This is a genomic window from Nocardioides panacihumi (assembly GCF_039530925.1).
Classification (GTDB): domain Bacteria; phylum Actinomycetota; class Actinomycetes; order Propionibacteriales; family Nocardioidaceae; genus Nocardioides; species Nocardioides panacihumi.
Window position 1 is genome coordinate 181,520 of record NZ_BAAAPB010000003.1, and the last position, 13,738, is coordinate 195,257.

A 13,738-nucleotide genomic window follows, 5' to 3' on the forward strand; every position below is an offset into this window, starting at 1 on the left:
GGGTGGACCGCCGTTCGTGACCGTTGTCGCGGGCGCCTGGGACGCACGCGGCCGGCCGCGGTGACCCGAAGGGTCAGGCGTTCTTGATGGCGGAGATGTCGAACTCGAGCTTGATCTTCTCGGAGACGAGCACGCCGCCGGTCTCGAGAGCGGCGTTCCAGACGAGGCCCCAGTCCTTCCGGTCGAGCGTGGCGACGCCCTCGAAGCCCACGCGCGTGTTGCCGAAGGGGTCCTGGGCGGAGCCGGTCTGCTCGAACGGGACGGTGATCGAGTGGGTGACGCCCTTGATGGTCAGGTCGCCGGTGACGTTCCACGTGCCGCCGTCGACGTCGACCGCCGTGGACGCGAAGGTGATCTCCGGGTGGGTCTCGTTCTCGAAGAAGTCGCCGGAGCGGAGGTGGCCGTCGCGGTCGGCGTTGCCGGTGTTGATGGACTCGGCCTTGATGCTGACCTTCACCCAGGAGCTCGCCGGCGTGGCGGTGTCGATGTGCGCCGTGCCCTCGAAGTCCGTGAACGCGCCGCGCACGGTCGTCACCATCGCGTGGCGGGCGGAGAACCCGATGCGGGTGTGGCTGGCGTCGAGCGTGTAGTCACCCGTGATGTCGTCGACGACGGCGGTCGGGGTGTCGAACGTCGTGCCGGCCGGCACGGCCACGCGGCTCGGGGCCACGTGCGACGTCGGGGTGTTGCGCTTGCGGCTGAAGATGCCCATCAGGAGTGCTCCTACGAGAAAGTGGAAGATTCAATTAGTTGAACAGGTCATGTGCCTGACGTATTCCCAGGCGGGGCTACGCCTTCGACGCCGGATGGGTGGGGACCATGATCGTGCCGAGCCCGTCGATCGCGAAGCGGTAGTCGTGCCCCGCGGTGAGCGGGACAGCGTCGGTGAGCGCGCCGGCCAGCACGAGCGAGCCGGCCGGCAGCGTCCGGCCGTGCCGCTCGAGGTGCTCGCTCAGCAGGCGCAGGGCACGCAAGGGATGCCCGAGGATCGCGGCGCCGGTCGCCTCGTGGACCAGCGCGCCGTCGACGGTCACCGTGCAGCGCAGGTCGGCCAGGTCGCCCGCCTCCTGCAACGAGACCGGGTCGGTGCCGAGGAGGAAGCCGGCGGCGCTGGTGTTGTCGGCGACCACGTCGGGCAGGCGGAACCGGTATCCGGTCCAGCGGGAGTCGATGATCTCGGCGGCGACGCCGACCGACGCGACCGCGCCGGCCACCTCGTCGTCGTCGAGCGCCCGAGCGATGTCACAGGCCGTCACGAAGGCGATCTCCGGCTCGATGCGCGGTTGCGCCCAGTCCGCCAGGGTCTTGCCGAGCTCGCGAGGGTGGACCTGCATCGAGGCGGTGAGGAAGCCGACGATCGGCCGGTCGACGTGCATCCGCTCCTGCTTCGCGGCGCTGGTCAGCCCGAGCTTGGCGCCGACGAGCGCGTCGCCCGCCGTCGTTCGCTCGTCCCGGTCGATCGCCTGGACGGCATATCCCCAGGCCTCGTCGAGGTCGGTCCAGGTGTCGGTGAGAGGGTCGAGGGTACGACGCTCCAGGCGTGCCGTCCGCAGCAGCGACGCCGCCTCGGCCGGCGCGATCGGCTCGCTCATCGCTGGTCTGCCCGACCCGCGTCGGCGTCGTCGTGGACCCGGGCCTCGATCCACTCGCTCAGCCGATGGAGTGCGGCCGCGCTGATGCCGTGGCCGCCGGGGTCGCGAACGGCCTCGGTGGCTGCACCGGACTCCTCCAGCAGGTAGTGCCAGGTCCGGTCGAGCAGCTCGCGGGGGATGACCTGGTCGGCGTCGCCCTGCGCCACCAGCACGGGCAGATCCGCGAGGCGACCGGTGTCGACCGGGACGCCCGCGTCGAACGGCAGCGTCCCGTAGAGGATCGCGGCGCCGGCGTAGCGCCGCGGGTCGGCGAGGGTCAGGCCGCCCGCGAACGCCGCGCCGCCGCTGAACCCGACCAGCAGGACCGGACGTCGCGCCGGCGCGACTTCGTCGAGCCAGCCGCGGAACCAGGCCATGGTCGCGGCGAGCGAGTCCGCGACCGGACGCCCGATGCCGCGGTTGGCGAACCAGGCGAAGCCGGCGCCCTCGGCGATCGGCGCGCGCACGGCGGCGTACGCCGGTCCGGCCGGGAGGTGCGGTGCGAGGGTGATGATCTGCTGCTCGTGCGAGCCGCGTCCGTGCAGCAGGACGACCAAGGGGGCTCCGGGGTCCGTGCTGCCGTACGTGGCGACGACGGGTGCCGCGAACTCGCTCACCGGGTGACGTCCTGGTTGAGGTCGGCAGCGGTGCCGACGCCCGACCAGCGGGCGACCTCGGCGCCGAGGTCGAGCCGCTCGACGGGTGCCGCGTTCTCGAACTCGCCCCAGGTGTCGCGGGGCAGCATCCACATCACCTCGAACTCGTTCCCGTCGGGGTCGGCTGCGTACACGCTCTTCGTCGCCCCGTGGCTCGACTCACCGGTGAAGGCGCCGAGCTCGGCGAGGGTCAGCCGGGCCTGCTCCAGCTCGTCGATCGTGTCGACCTGCCACGCCAGGTGGTAGAGCCCGATCGACCCGCGGGGCCTCGGCGGCTGAGCGCCGACCCCGAACAGGCCGAGGTCGTGGTGGTTGCCCGAGCGGGGCAGCCGCAGGAAGGCGGCGTTCGCGCGAGGCTCGCGCGCCATCACCGTCATGCCGAAGGCCTTCTCGTAGAACGCGACACTGCGCTCGAGGTCGGCCACGAACAGGACGGCATGGTTGAGGCGGACGGCGTTGATGGTCATGACGGCCTGCCGGCGGTGGAGTGATGCGCCATGAGATGTCCTTCGAGAGTTAGTTGTGGCTTCAACTAAGACAGTAACCGCAGAAGGTTGTAGCGTCAAGTAAGTCGGCTAGCATGGCCTCATGGGAACCCGATGGCTCGACCAGGAGGAGATGGCCGCCTGGCTGCGGCTGGTGGCCATCACCGAGTTGCTGCCCGGCGTACTCGACGCCCAGCTGCGACGTGATGCGGACCTGAGCCACTTCGAGTACTTCGTGCTGGCGATGCTGTCCGAGGCGCCCGAGCGGACGCTGCGCATGAGCGCACTCGCCCAGCGGACGAACGCCACCCTGGCCCGCCTCTCCCACGTCGTGCGTCGACTGGAGGAGAGGCACCTCGTCGAACGCTTCCCGTGCCCCGAGGACGCACGGGCGACGAATGCGCGCCTCACCGGGTCGGGCTGGGAGACGGTGGTCGCCGCGGCCCCGGATCACGTCGGACACGTGCGCGACAAGGTGCTCGACGCCCTGGCACCGGACCAGGTCCGCCAGCTCGCCGACATCGGTGACGCCGTGCTGGCCCGGCTCGACCCGGAGGGAAGGATGACCGCGCTCTACCGGCCCGGTCAGCCCGACAGCGGTCGATGAGTGCCTCCGGCGCGTCTCGATCCGGGCGATGACGACGGTCCTGTGTCGGCGTAAGGTCCGTGGCAAGTGTCTCGGCCACGACCTGGGAGGCGCGCGTGACCAAGCCGGCCATCGTGACCGTGGACGACGACCCCGAGGTGTCCGCAGCGATCAGCCGGGACCTCCGCCGTCGGTACGGCGCGGACTACCGGATCGTCCGGACGGCATCCGGTGCGGAGGCGCTCGACGCGCTCGTGCGGTTGGCGATGCGCGGCCATCCGGTGGCGCTCATCGCCTCTGACCAGCGGATGCCGCGGATGACCGGCATCGAGCTGCTCGGGCGGGCCCGGGAGCACGCGCCGACAGCGAAGCTCCTGCTCCTCACGGCGTACGCCGACACCGACGTCGCGATCCGGGCGATCAACGACATCGGCCTCGACTACTACCTGCTCAAGCCGTGGGATCCACCGGAGGAGCGGCTCTATCCCGTGGTGGACGACCTGCTGGACGACTGGCGCAGTGCCAACCCGGAGGCGTCGGTCTCAGTGCGGGTGGTCGATCACCGATGGTCGGACCGGGCGCACGAGATCCGGCAGTTCCTCACCCGCAACCATGTGCCGTACCGATGGCTGGACGTCGAGCGCGACGCGGAGGCAGCACCGCTCGTCACCGTGTCGGGGGCCGACGACCGGGCGCTGCCGCTGGTGCTGGTCCCCGATCGGGAGCCGCTGCTGGCACCGACGGCGATGGAGCTCGCGGGCGCCCTCGGGCTGAGCACGATGGCGACGCAGAAGGTCTACGACCTCTGCATCGTGGGGGCCGGTCCGTCCGGGCTGGCCGCCGCCGTGTACGCCGCCTCCGAGGGCCTCAGCACCGTCGTCGTGGAGCGGGAGGCGCCGGGCGGGCAGGCCGGGCAGAGCGCCTCGATCGAGAACTACCTCGGCTTCCCGCGCGGCCTGACGGGCGCCGACCTGACGCACCGGGCACTGGCGCAGGCCTCCCGGTTCGGTGCCGAGCTGGTGCTGGCGCGCGACGTCACAGGATTCGAGGAGCGGGGCCCTGCTCGGGTCGTGCTTCTCGACGGCGGTGGCGAGATCGAGGCGCGCGCGATGATCGTCGCGACCGGCGTCTCCTACCGGAGGCTCGAGGCTGCAGGGGCCGAGGACTTCACCGGCCGCGGGATCTTCTACGGCGCGGACGCGGCCGAGGCCCGGCAGTGTGCCGACGAGGAGGTCTACCTGGTCGGCGCGGCCAACTCGGCAGGGCAGGCGGCGCTCAACCTGGCCAAGCACGCCAAGCGCGTGGTCATGCTGATCCGCGGCGATGCGCTGGACGCCACGATGTCGCGCTACCTCGTCGACCGGATCCGCTCCACCCCGAACATCGACGTACGACCGTGCACCGAGGTGGTGCACGCGCGCGGCGACGGTCACCTGGAGGCGCTCGTCCTGTCCGACCGGACCAGGCAGGTGACGGAGGAGGTGCCGGCGTCCTGGCTCTTCGTGTTCATCGGCGCCTCGCCGCGCACCGACTGGCTCGGCCCCGACGTGACGCGCGACGCGAAGGGGTTCGTGGTGACGGGCACGGACCTCGTCCGCGAGGGTGTGCGCTGGCCGCTGGCGCGGGCGCCGTACGCGCTGGAGACGAGCGTTCCCGGCGTCTTCGCGGCCGGTGACGTGAGGCTGGACTCGATGAAGAGGGTCGCCTCCGCCGTGGGGGAGGGCGCCATGTCCGTCTATCACGTCCACCGCTACCTGGCGACGGTCTGAATGGACGTCGCGGACCTGCGCCCCATCGCGCTCTTCGACGGGGTCAGCGACGACCAGCTCGCCGAGCTGCTCGACGACGGTGCCGAGGTGCGTTTCGGGCGCGGGGACGTCATCTTCCGCGAAGGGGAGCACGCCGACTTCTGGTGGGTGCTGGTCGACGGCTCGCTGACGCTCACGCGGCGGCTCGGCGACGAGGACGCGGTCGTCGGCCGGATGGCGATGCCCGGTGTGTGGTCCGGGGGCTTCCGGGCCTGGGACCAGCAGGGGGTCTACCTCGCCACCGGCTGCGGCGAGGAGCCGGGGCGCTTGCTCCAGGTGCCCGCCGAGGCGCTCGGCCGACGGCTTCGGGCGTGGCTGCCGCTCGGGGTCCACCTGATCAACGGCATCTTCGGGACCGCCCGTCGGATCGAGGCGACCGTCCGGCAGCGCGACTCGCTCGTCACTCTCGGCCGCCTCTCCGCCGGGCTGGCGCACGAGCTCAACAACCCCGCCGCCGCGGCGGTCCGTGCCGTGGCGGCGCTGGAGGAGACGAGCGCGGCGTTGCTCGCCTCCTTGCGCGGCCTCGCCGAGCACGGGATCTCCGCGGGGCAGTTCACGGCCCTCGATGCGCTGCGACTCGATCTGGGCGGGCGCCCCCGCCTGCGGGATCCCGTGGCCGTCGCCGACCGCGAGGACGCGTTGACGGAGTGGCTCGAGGAGCACGACGTCGCGATGGCGTGGGAGCTGGCGCCGGTCCTCGCCGCGGCCGGAGCGGAGCCCGCCTGGTGCGACCAGGTCCGCGACGTCCTGGGAGCCGACCTGCAACCCGGTCTGGAGTGGGTGGCCGCGACGCTCTCGTCGACCGCGTTGCTCGGCGAGGTGCGGGAGTCGACCAGGCGGATCTCCGAGCTGGTCTCCGCGGTGCGCTCCTACTCGCAGATGGACCGCGGGTCGCGCCAGAGCACCGACGTCACCGAGGGCCTGGAGAGCACGCTGGTCATGCTGGGCCACAAGGTGTCCGAGGACATCTCCGTCGTGCGCGACTACGGCGACGACGTACCGGCCGTCGACGCGTTCCCGGGCGAGCTCAACCAGGTCTGGACGAACCTCATCGACAACGCGCTCGACGCGATGGAGGGGAGCGGCACGCTGCGGATCAGCACCCGGCTGGACGGTGACCACGTCGTGGTGGAGGTCGGTGACAGCGGGCCCGGGATGGCGCCGGACGTGGAGGCTCGCGCCTTCGAGGCCTTCTTCACCACGAAGGACGTCGGTCAGGGGACCGGCCTCGGTCTCGACATCGCCAGACGCATCGTCGTCGACCGCCATCGCGGGCAGATCCTGATCCACCCCGAGCCCGGCGACAACGTCATGGAGGTCCGCCTCCCGCTCACCCAGCCCCAGGCCTGAGCGGGGCGGCTCACCGTTTTCGGCGGATCACCCGGCGCCGGGAAGGTGTTTGAGTGGGCGGCATGACCACTGGAGATGCCATCGCGGCCGCTTTGTACGGCAACCGCTTCCTGACCCAGCCGGCACCCTCGACCCACTTCCCGGACACCGGGATGAGCCCTGTCGACGCCATGCGGCTGGTCGACGAGGACCTCGCCATGGAGGGCGACCCGCAGCGCAACCTGGCCACGTTCGTGACCACCTGGATGGAGCCGGAGGCGCAGCGGCTGATCGCCGAGAACCTCCATCGCAACTTCATCGACCACGCGGAGTATCCGATCTCGGCCGAGATCGAGCAGCGTTGTGTGCGCATGCTGGCGGACCTCTTCCATGCGCCCGGGCCCACGACCGGCTGCCGGACCCAGGGGTCGTCCGAGGCGATCATGCTCGGCGCGCTCTCGCTGAAGTGGAAGTGGCGGGAGCGCCGCAAGGCCGCCGGGCGGTCGACCGAGAGCCCGAACCTCGTCTTCGGCGGAGACGTCCACGTGGTGTGGGAGAAGTTCTGCCGGTACTTCGACGTCGAGCCGCGGATCGTGCCCCTGGCCGAGGACAAGTACACGATCGGCCCCGACGACGTCGAACCCCATCTCGACGAGAACACGATCGGAGTGGTGGCGGTCGTCGGGACCACCTTCACCGGCCACAAGGACGACGTCGTCGGCATCAACGACCTGCTCCTGAGGTTCAAGCAGGAGCACGAGCTGGACATCCCGATCCACGTCGACGGAGCCAGTGGAGGGTTCGTGTGGCCGTTCCTCTACCCCGAGTCGAAGTGGGACTTCCGGCTCGAGCAGGTCCGCTCGATCAACGTGTCGGGCCACAAGTACGGCCTGGTCTACCCGGGCATCGGCTGGCTGGTCTTCCGTGAGGAGTCCGACCTCGCGCAGGACCTGGTGTTCTACGAGAACTACCTCGGCAAGACCGACGCCACCTTCACGCTGAACTTCTCCACCGGTGCGTCCATGGTGCTGGCCCAGTACTACAACTTCGTCCGGCTCGGTCGCGAGGGCTACACCTACGTGATGCGGCAGATGCAGGCGAACGCGCGGGCGCTGGCCCGCCACGCGGCCGAGAGCGGGCGTTTCGAGGTGATCGGCAGCGACCTCGAGCAGCTGCCGCTGGTCGCGTTCAAGCTGGCAGGCAAGCACACGTACGACGAGTCCGACATCGCGTGGCAGCTCGCGGCCGAGCGGGGGTGGATGGTGCCCGCGTACACCCTTCCGCCGAACGCCGAGCACGTGAAGATCCTCCGCGCGCTCGTCAAGGAGACCATGAGCCGCGAGCAGGTGGAGCGCCTGAGCCGGGACATGCACGACGCCTGCGAGACGCTCGACAAGAAGGGCGGCACCCACGAGTCGGAGCGGCAGCAGGTCAAGCAGGGCAGCGGCTACTGAGCTCCTCGGTGCGGACGGATCCGATCCGGGAGTCGTCGCGGACCACGCAGGCGATCCAGGCGGACAGGGAGATCGCCGCGCCCGCGACGGCGTCCAGGATCCAGTGGTTGCCGGTGCCGACCACGACGAGCACAGTCACCAGGGGGTGGGCCCAGCCGACGATCCTCATCGTCCTGCTGCGGGCGTAGGTCGCCACGACGAGCGCGCACCACAGCGCCCACCCGACATGCATCGACGGCATCGCCGCGAGCTCGTTGGTGAGGTCGCCGAGTCCTTGGGGTGCCGAGGCGCTGGTGCTCCACCAGCCGACGTCGGCGGTCAGTGCGAGCAGGTCGTCGTAGCCGCCGAACAGTCGCGGGGGAGCGGTGGGCAGGAGCAGGAAGATCGCGAGCGCGACCAGGCTGGCCGCGACCAGCGCGCGGCGCGCCGTCACGTAACGGTCGGGGTGTCGGCGCCACAGCCAGAACAGCACCGCCGGCGTGAGGAGGTAGTGCGCGGCGGCGTAGTAGAAGCTGGCGCCGACCTCGAGAGCGCGGTGCGCGAAGAAGACGCCGTTCAGCCACTGCTCGCCGTCGAGGTGCAGGAGCTGCTCGAGCCGGAGGATGCGCGACGCGTGCGCCAGGGCGTCGGCGAGGTCGTCGGAGGCCAGCATGCGGACCGACGAGTAGGCCACGTAGAGCAGCCCGAGCACGACGAGCTCGCGTGCGCCCGGTCGGAGCCGGGGGACACGCGAGGCCCGCCGTACGTCGGTGACGGCGTCCCGCGGACGAGGTGGGTGCAGGAGGGACATGTCGACGGGTGGGGTCAGTCGAGCGCCAGCGCGGGGACCGGCAGGCCGGCGGTCTCGGCGGGGGTGTCCTCGATGGTGGTCGCCAGCGGCTTCTCGGTGACGAACGCCAGCAGCACGGCCGCGATCCCGAGCAGCGGCACCAGGTAGAGGAACACCGGGGTGAGGGCGTCGCTGTAGGCGTTCACGATCATGTGCTGGACGGCGGCGGGCAGGTGGTGGACGGCCTCCGGCGTCAGCGAGTTGGTGTCGCCGACGCCACCTCCCGCCGAGCCTGCGGACGCGGTCAGCAGGTCGGTGAGGCGCGAGGCGAAGATCGTGCCGACGACAGCCGAGCCGAGGGAGGCGCCGATCTGGCGGAAGTAGGTGTTCGCCGCCGTCGCCGTGCCGACCTCGCGGGCGGGGAAGGTGTTCTGCACGATGAGGATGAGGATCTGCATCGACAGGCCGAGCCCGATGCCCATGACCGCGAGGAAGGCGCAGGTGACCGCCACGGCCGTGTCGGCGGTCATCGTCGAGAGCAGCGCCAGGCCGACGCCGGTGACCAGTGTCCCGACGATCGGGAACACCTTGTAGCGGCCGGTCCGGCTGACGGCTCGGCCCGAGATCGTCGAGGTGACGAGCAGGCCGCCCATCATCGGGATCATCAGCAGTCCCGCCTTGGTCGCGCTGGCGCCGGTGACCATCTGGAGGTACGTCGGCATGTAGGCGAGCGCGCCGAACATCGCGATGCCGATGATCAGGCCGGCGGCGGTCGTCAGGTTGAAGTTGCGCTCGCGGAACATCCGCAGCGGCATGACCGGCTCGGCGGCGCGGCGCTCGACCTGCACGAAGCCGACGACCGCGATGACGGTCAGGGCGATGAGGCCGAGGATGACGGTGGAGTCCCATGCGTACGTCGTGCCGCCCCAGACCGACGTGAGGACCAGCGCCGAGGAGGCGAGCGCGAGCAGCGCGATGCCGGCGACGTCGATACGCGGACGCGTCCGCTCGTGGTGAGGCAGGTGCAGGAAGAACACGGCGGCGGCGATGGCCAGGACGCCGAGCGGCAGGTTCATCCAGAACGCCCAGCGCCAGCCGATGCCCTCGGTGAAGAACCCGCCCAGCAGCGGGCCGGCGACGGAGGAGAGCGCGAAGACGCCACCCATGATGCCCATGTACTTCCCGCGCTCACGGGCCGGGACGATGTCGGCGATGATCGCCTGGGACAGGATCATCAGTCCGCCGCCGCCCAGGCCCTGGACCGCGCGACCGATGATGAGGACCGTCATGGAGTCGGCGACGCCGCCGATGAGCGAGCCGACCATGAAGAGGCTGATCGCCGCGATGAAGATGCTCTTGCGGCCGATGAGGTCACCGACCTTGCCGTAGACCGGCATCATGATCGTCGAGGCCAGGATGTAGGCGGTCGTCACCCACAGCATGTGGTCGACGCCGTCGAGCTCGCCCACGATCGTGGGGAGCGCGGTGCTGAAGATGGTCTGGTCCAGTGATGCCAGGAGCATCGCGACCATGAGGCCGGCGAAGACCAGCGCGATGCTGCGGCGGGGCTGCGCGCCGACCGTCTCCTCGACGGTGGCAGTCGCTGCGTGAGTCATAGAAGTTCCTTCAGAGTGCTGGTGATGAGTGAGAGGGCGCGCTGCTGGATGAGGTCGACCTCGTCCGGCGCGTCGGAGTCGGTGGGGGCGGAGGCGTTCGCCGTCTCGACCCACGTCTCGACCGCTGCGCGGACCGCGCTCGCGCAGAGGGCGAGCACGATCGTGGCGCGGCCCGAGAGCTCGGCGTCGTCGGCGAAGCGACCGCCGCGCGCCAGGATCTGACGGACGTGGTCGACCAGCCGGTTCTTCCGGGCGTTGAGCTGGGCGAACTGGCTCGTCACGACCTCCGGGTGCCGGCGCATGATCTCGATGCGCTGCTGGTGGAGGTCGGTGTTGCCGTCGTGCGCGACACCCATCGTCGCCACGACGAGGCCGACGACAGCCTGGATCGGGTCGAGGTGGTCGGCGGCGGCGAGGGGCTCGGCCAGGTCGTCCTCGTCCAGCGCCTGCGGCTGGAGCCCGAGGATCGCGGCGTCCTTGCTCTCGAAGTAGTTGAAGAAGGTGCGCGCGGAGATGTCGGCACGCTCGCTGATCGCGTCGACCGTCGCTGCCTCGATCCCGTCGCGGAGGACGAGCTCGATGGCCGCGGCTTCGATCCGCGCCCGCGTGGCGGCGCGCTTGCGGTCGCGCAACCCGGGCTTCGGCGATTCATCGGTCATGTATCTACGGTACCGCAAGATTGCAGTCATGCAAAATTGCGTGAGCGCAGACTCTGGCGCAGAAGGGCGCCACCTATCCCCGACTTGGAGGAGTGATCTGCGTCACACGAGAAGGTAAAGTCGTTGCCCTCATTGCCTGGGACGGGGAGCGACGATGACGGTGATCAGGACGCGTAGGGGCAGGTTGATCGGGTGTGCGGCGGGCGCCGGCGGCGTCGTACTCGCCATGGCGTCGATGGCGGCGGGGTCCACGCCGGGCAGCGACGTACGCCTCACCAACGACGCCCCGACCACGCCCGGCTACGTCAGCGACTACACGCTGGCGACCGGGACGCCGTACACGGATGCGACGCTGCAGGAGTGCTCGCGCTCGCGGGGGCGTGAGAACGAGCCCTCGGTGGCCGTGAACCCCCGCAACCCCCAGGTGATGGTGGGCAGCTCCAACGACTACTGCGGCGTCTACAACGACGGGGTGGACGAGTTCGGAGCACCGATCGCCTCGGGCCCGATCTGGCTCGGCTACTACCGGTCGGAGAACGGCGGTACGTCGTTCACGAGCTCTCTGGTGCCCGGCTACCCCGGCGACAGCTCGCCGTACGCCGCCCGCGCCCAGGTGCGCACCGCGAGCGCCGGTGACCCCGTGCTCGCGTGGGACGCCGAGGGCCGCCTCTTCGCCGGATCGGAGTCCTCGGACGACCCGGCCGGCACCAAGAAGACGTTCGGAGACGTGTGGGTGGCGACCTTCGTGAACCCGCAGGGGCCAGCGGGGGCGACCGTCAACGACGGCAAGGAGTTCCAGCGCAGCGTGATCGTCGCGCGCGGGACGTCGGCACCGAACCTGCTCGGCAAGTTCCAGGACAAGACGGCGATCGAGGCGGACCACTCGGCGAGCGCCTGCCGGAACAACGTCTACTTCGCCAACTCGCAGTTCACCGGCAACGCCGGTCGGTCCAACATCTACTTCCACCGGTCGACCGACCACGGCGCGACCTTCAGCCACGGCAGCCTGCTGACGACGAACGTGAACGACGTCCAGGACCCCGAGATCGTCGTGACGTCGAACGGCCACGTCTACGTGACCTACAGCGCGACCATCCACCACGCGAACAAGACCCAGGACGCGATCCTCTACAACAAGTCGACGGACTGCGGCGCGACGTTCTCCCCGTCACGGCTGCTGACGACGGTGAACAAGTTCTCCTACGTCGACCAGCCGGCCGCCACGACCGGACCGGCGCAAGCGGGCGCGGAGGACAACGTCGGCGAGGACGAGACGGACGCGCCCGCGGGCACCCGTCGCGACTGTGGCGACTTTACCGAGGCGTGCGCCTCGGGCTACACCTACCCCCGGGTCGACGCGGCTCCGCGCGCGGCGGCCGACCAGCTCGCGGCGCCGACCGACGAGACGCTCTACGTGGTCTTCGAGCAGACCATCCCGGGCACGGAGACGCCAACCGGCACGACGTTCGGCACCGTCGAGCCGGGCACTGGCGGACAGGGTGGCGTCTACTTCATGCGGCTCAACGGCGCCACCGGCGCCACCACGACGCCACGGCTCATCGACCCCACGGACCGGACCGCCAACAAGGGCCATCAGTTCTGGGCCGACGTCTCGGCGGACGGCGGCGTCCAGCACTTCATCTGGTACGACAGCCGCAACGATCCCTGCTACTCGCCGACGAGGCCGGTCGGCAACTGCGCCGACCGCAGCGTCGTACCGTCCCTCGACGTCTACGCCTCGCGGTCGACCGACAAAGGCACGACGATCGCACCGTCGACGCGGCTCACCGACGTGAGCTCGAACCCGAACTACGAGCAGTTCAGCGGACGGCTCGTTCCGTTCCTGGGCGACTACATCTGGGTGAGCTCGCTCGGGGACACGGCGTTCGCCACCTGGACCGACTACCGCAACACGGTCGCCGGGACGGACCAGCGTGAGGTCGGCGACGACGACGGTGACGCCGGGGCCGACGTCCTGCAGTGCCGTACCACGCTCGCCGACGGCTCGATCACGGGCGACACGTGCCCGCGCGCCGGAGGCCTCGACCAGAACATCTACGGCGACAAGGCCCCGTAGTCGGCGGCGGCCCCGCGCCGACCGGGATACTGGCGCGGTGACGTCCGTACGCATCGTGCAGCTGGACCTCGAAGCGATCCGGGCGCTGGCCGGCGGCGACCTCGACGCCGCCCAGCGTCTCGCGCCGGCCGGCGGCGACCTCGACGCCGCCCAGCGTCTCGCGCCGGTGCCGCTGTCGCCGTGGCTCGTCTCCGAGCACCCGCGAAGCGTCTGGCGGCGCCGGGCGGCCCAGGTCGTCGAGACACCCGCCGACCTCGCGTGGGTCACCGGGCTGATCGTCGCCGACGAGATCGGGCAGGCCGTGGGGGCGGGCGGCTTCCACGCGGCGCCGGACGAGCACGGCATGGTGGAGGCGGGGTACGGCGTCGACCCCGACTTCCAGCGCCGCGGCTACGCGCGAGCGACGCTGCGGACACTGATCGCCCGGGCTCGGTCGGAGCCGGCCGCGCGGGTCTTCCGGTTGACGATCTCGCCCGACAACGGGCCGTCGCTGGCGCTCGCCCGGCAGTTCCCGTTCGTCGAGGTCGGCGAGCAGTGGGACGACGAGGACGGCCTCGAGACGATCTACGAGATGCCGGTCGTCTGACCGCACGGACGTCGCCCGTGCGAGGCGCACCCTCGGGGCCCCGACCTCCCCGATGCTCGGTATATGCCGGCGGAGCCGACGA

General features: G+C 70.7%; 13 protein-coding genes. 6 read left to right on the plus strand and 7 right to left on the minus strand.

The window, feature by feature from the left end:
• Nucleotides 1-73: 73 nt before the first annotated feature.
• The 4 genes from ABD205_RS15490 to ABD205_RS15505 all read right to left on the minus strand — a co-directional run bounded on the left by ABD205_RS15490 (nucleotide 74) and on the right by ABD205_RS15505 (nucleotide 2,754).
• On the minus strand, nucleotides 74-712 hold the full coding sequence (locus ABD205_RS15490; RefSeq protein WP_344046254.1) for a YceI family protein: 639 nt from the start codon (nucleotides 710-712) through the stop codon (nucleotides 74-76).
• Between the two features lie 76 nt (nucleotides 713-788).
• Nucleotides 789-1,592: a 2-keto-4-pentenoate hydratase gene (locus ABD205_RS15495; RefSeq protein ID WP_344046256.1), complete on the minus strand. Its 804-nt coding sequence runs from the start codon at nucleotides 1,590-1,592 to the stop codon at nucleotides 789-791.
• The gene (locus ABD205_RS15500) at nucleotides 1,589-2,248 is read right to left on the minus strand and encodes an alpha/beta hydrolase (protein WP_344046257.1); all 660 of its coding nucleotides are present in this window, start codon (nucleotides 2,246-2,248) and stop codon (nucleotides 1,589-1,591) included. Before ABD205_RS15500 ends, ABD205_RS15495 begins: the two co-directional genes overlap by 4 nt.
• Nucleotides 2,245-2,754, minus strand: a complete 510-nt coding sequence (locus tag ABD205_RS15505) for a VOC family protein (protein WP_344046258.1) — start codon at nucleotides 2,752-2,754, stop codon at nucleotides 2,245-2,247. The genes ABD205_RS15500 and ABD205_RS15505 overlap by 4 nt, the downstream gene beginning before the upstream one ends.
• A gap of 121 nt (nucleotides 2,755-2,875) precedes the next feature.
• Between ABD205_RS15505 and ABD205_RS15510 the strand changes: the two genes are divergently transcribed.
• From ABD205_RS15510 to gad, 4 genes are all read left to right on the plus strand, one after another.
• On the plus strand, nucleotides 2,876-3,379 hold the full coding sequence (locus ABD205_RS15510) for a MarR family winged helix-turn-helix transcriptional regulator (protein ID WP_344046260.1): 504 nt from the start codon (nucleotides 2,876-2,878) through the stop codon (nucleotides 3,377-3,379).
• Between the two features lie 95 nt (nucleotides 3,380-3,474).
• Nucleotides 3,475-5,127, plus strand: coding sequence for an FAD-dependent oxidoreductase (locus ABD205_RS15515; RefSeq protein ID WP_344046262.1), 1,653 nt, complete (start codon nucleotides 3,475-3,477; stop codon nucleotides 5,125-5,127).
• A complete protein-coding gene (locus ABD205_RS15520; protein ID WP_344046264.1) occupies nucleotides 5,128-6,516 on the plus strand; it encodes a sensor histidine kinase in 1,389 nt (462 codons plus the stop codon). It begins immediately after the preceding gene.
• 62 nt (nucleotides 6,517-6,578) lie between these two features.
• Nucleotides 6,579-7,949 carry a glutamate decarboxylase gene (gene gad, locus ABD205_RS15525; RefSeq protein ID WP_344046266.1) on the plus strand — a complete coding sequence of 457 codons (1,371 nt, stop codon included), beginning with the start codon at nucleotides 6,579-6,581 and terminating at the stop codon, nucleotides 7,947-7,949.
• On the opposite strand, the gene ABD205_RS15530 is transcribed toward gad, so the two are convergent.
• The 3 genes from ABD205_RS15530 to ABD205_RS15540 are packed head-to-tail and all read right to left on the minus strand — an operon-like array spanning nucleotide 7,927 to nucleotide 10,993.
• Nucleotides 7,927-8,739 carry a phosphatase PAP2 family protein gene (locus ABD205_RS15530; RefSeq protein ID WP_344046268.1) on the minus strand — a complete coding sequence of 271 codons (813 nt, stop codon included), beginning with the start codon at nucleotides 8,737-8,739 and terminating at the stop codon, nucleotides 7,927-7,929. The genes gad and ABD205_RS15530 overlap by 23 nt on opposite strands.
• 14 nt (nucleotides 8,740-8,753) lie before the next feature.
• Nucleotides 8,754-10,334, minus strand: a complete 1,581-nt coding sequence (locus ABD205_RS15535) for an MDR family MFS transporter (RefSeq protein ID WP_344046270.1) — start codon at nucleotides 10,332-10,334, stop codon at nucleotides 8,754-8,756.
• Nucleotides 10,331-10,993, minus strand: a complete 663-nt coding sequence (locus ABD205_RS15540) for a TetR/AcrR family transcriptional regulator (protein WP_344046272.1) — start codon at nucleotides 10,991-10,993, stop codon at nucleotides 10,331-10,333. The genes ABD205_RS15535 and ABD205_RS15540 overlap by 4 nt, the downstream gene beginning before the upstream one ends.
• Before the next feature lie 184 nt (nucleotides 10,994-11,177).
• On the opposite strand from ABD205_RS15540, the gene ABD205_RS15545 reads away from it, so the two are divergent.
• Both ABD205_RS15545 and ABD205_RS15550 read left to right on the plus strand, forming a co-directional pair.
• On the plus strand, nucleotides 11,178-13,070 hold the full coding sequence (locus ABD205_RS15545) for a sialidase family protein (RefSeq protein WP_344046274.1): 1,893 nt from the start codon (nucleotides 11,178-11,180) through the stop codon (nucleotides 13,068-13,070).
• 37 nt (nucleotides 13,071-13,107) lie between these two features.
• Nucleotides 13,108-13,656 carry a GNAT family N-acetyltransferase gene (locus ABD205_RS15550; RefSeq protein ID WP_344046277.1) on the plus strand — a complete coding sequence of 183 codons (549 nt, stop codon included), beginning with the start codon at nucleotides 13,108-13,110 and terminating at the stop codon, nucleotides 13,654-13,656.
• The last annotated feature ends 82 nt before the right edge of the window (nucleotides 13,657-13,738 follow it).

What these genes read in the sequence shown, in the direction of transcription:
- ABD205_RS15520 (WP_344046264.1), top strand. Translation starts at nt 5,128, where the DNA reads ATGGACGTCGCGGACCTGCGCCCCATCGCGCTCTTCGACGGGGTCAGC.
- ABD205_RS15505 (WP_344046258.1), bottom strand. Translation starts at nt 2,754, where the DNA reads ATGACCATCAACGCCGTCCGCCTCAACCATGCCGTCCTGTTCGTGGCC.
- ABD205_RS15530 (WP_344046268.1), bottom strand. Translation starts at nt 8,739, where the DNA reads ATGTCCCTCCTGCACCCACCTCGTCCGCGGGACGCCGTCACCGACGTA.
- ABD205_RS15495 (WP_344046256.1), bottom strand. Translation starts at nt 1,592, where the DNA reads ATGAGCGAGCCGATCGCGCCGGCCGAGGCGGCGTCGCTGCTGCGGACG.
- ABD205_RS15510 (WP_344046260.1), top strand. Translation starts at nt 2,876, where the DNA reads ATGGGAACCCGATGGCTCGACCAGGAGGAGATGGCCGCCTGGCTGCGG.
- gad (WP_344046266.1), top strand. Translation starts at nt 6,579, where the DNA reads ATGACCACTGGAGATGCCATCGCGGCCGCTTTGTACGGCAACCGCTTC.
- ABD205_RS15490 (WP_344046254.1), bottom strand. Translation starts at nt 712, where the DNA reads ATGGGCATCTTCAGCCGCAAGCGCAACACCCCGACGTCGCACGTGGCC.
- ABD205_RS15540 (WP_344046272.1), bottom strand. Translation starts at nt 10,993, where the DNA reads ATGACCGATGAATCGCCGAAGCCCGGGTTGCGCGACCGCAAGCGCGCC.
- ABD205_RS15535 (WP_344046270.1), bottom strand. Translation starts at nt 10,334, where the DNA reads ATGACTCACGCAGCGACTGCCACCGTCGAGGAGACGGTCGGCGCGCAG.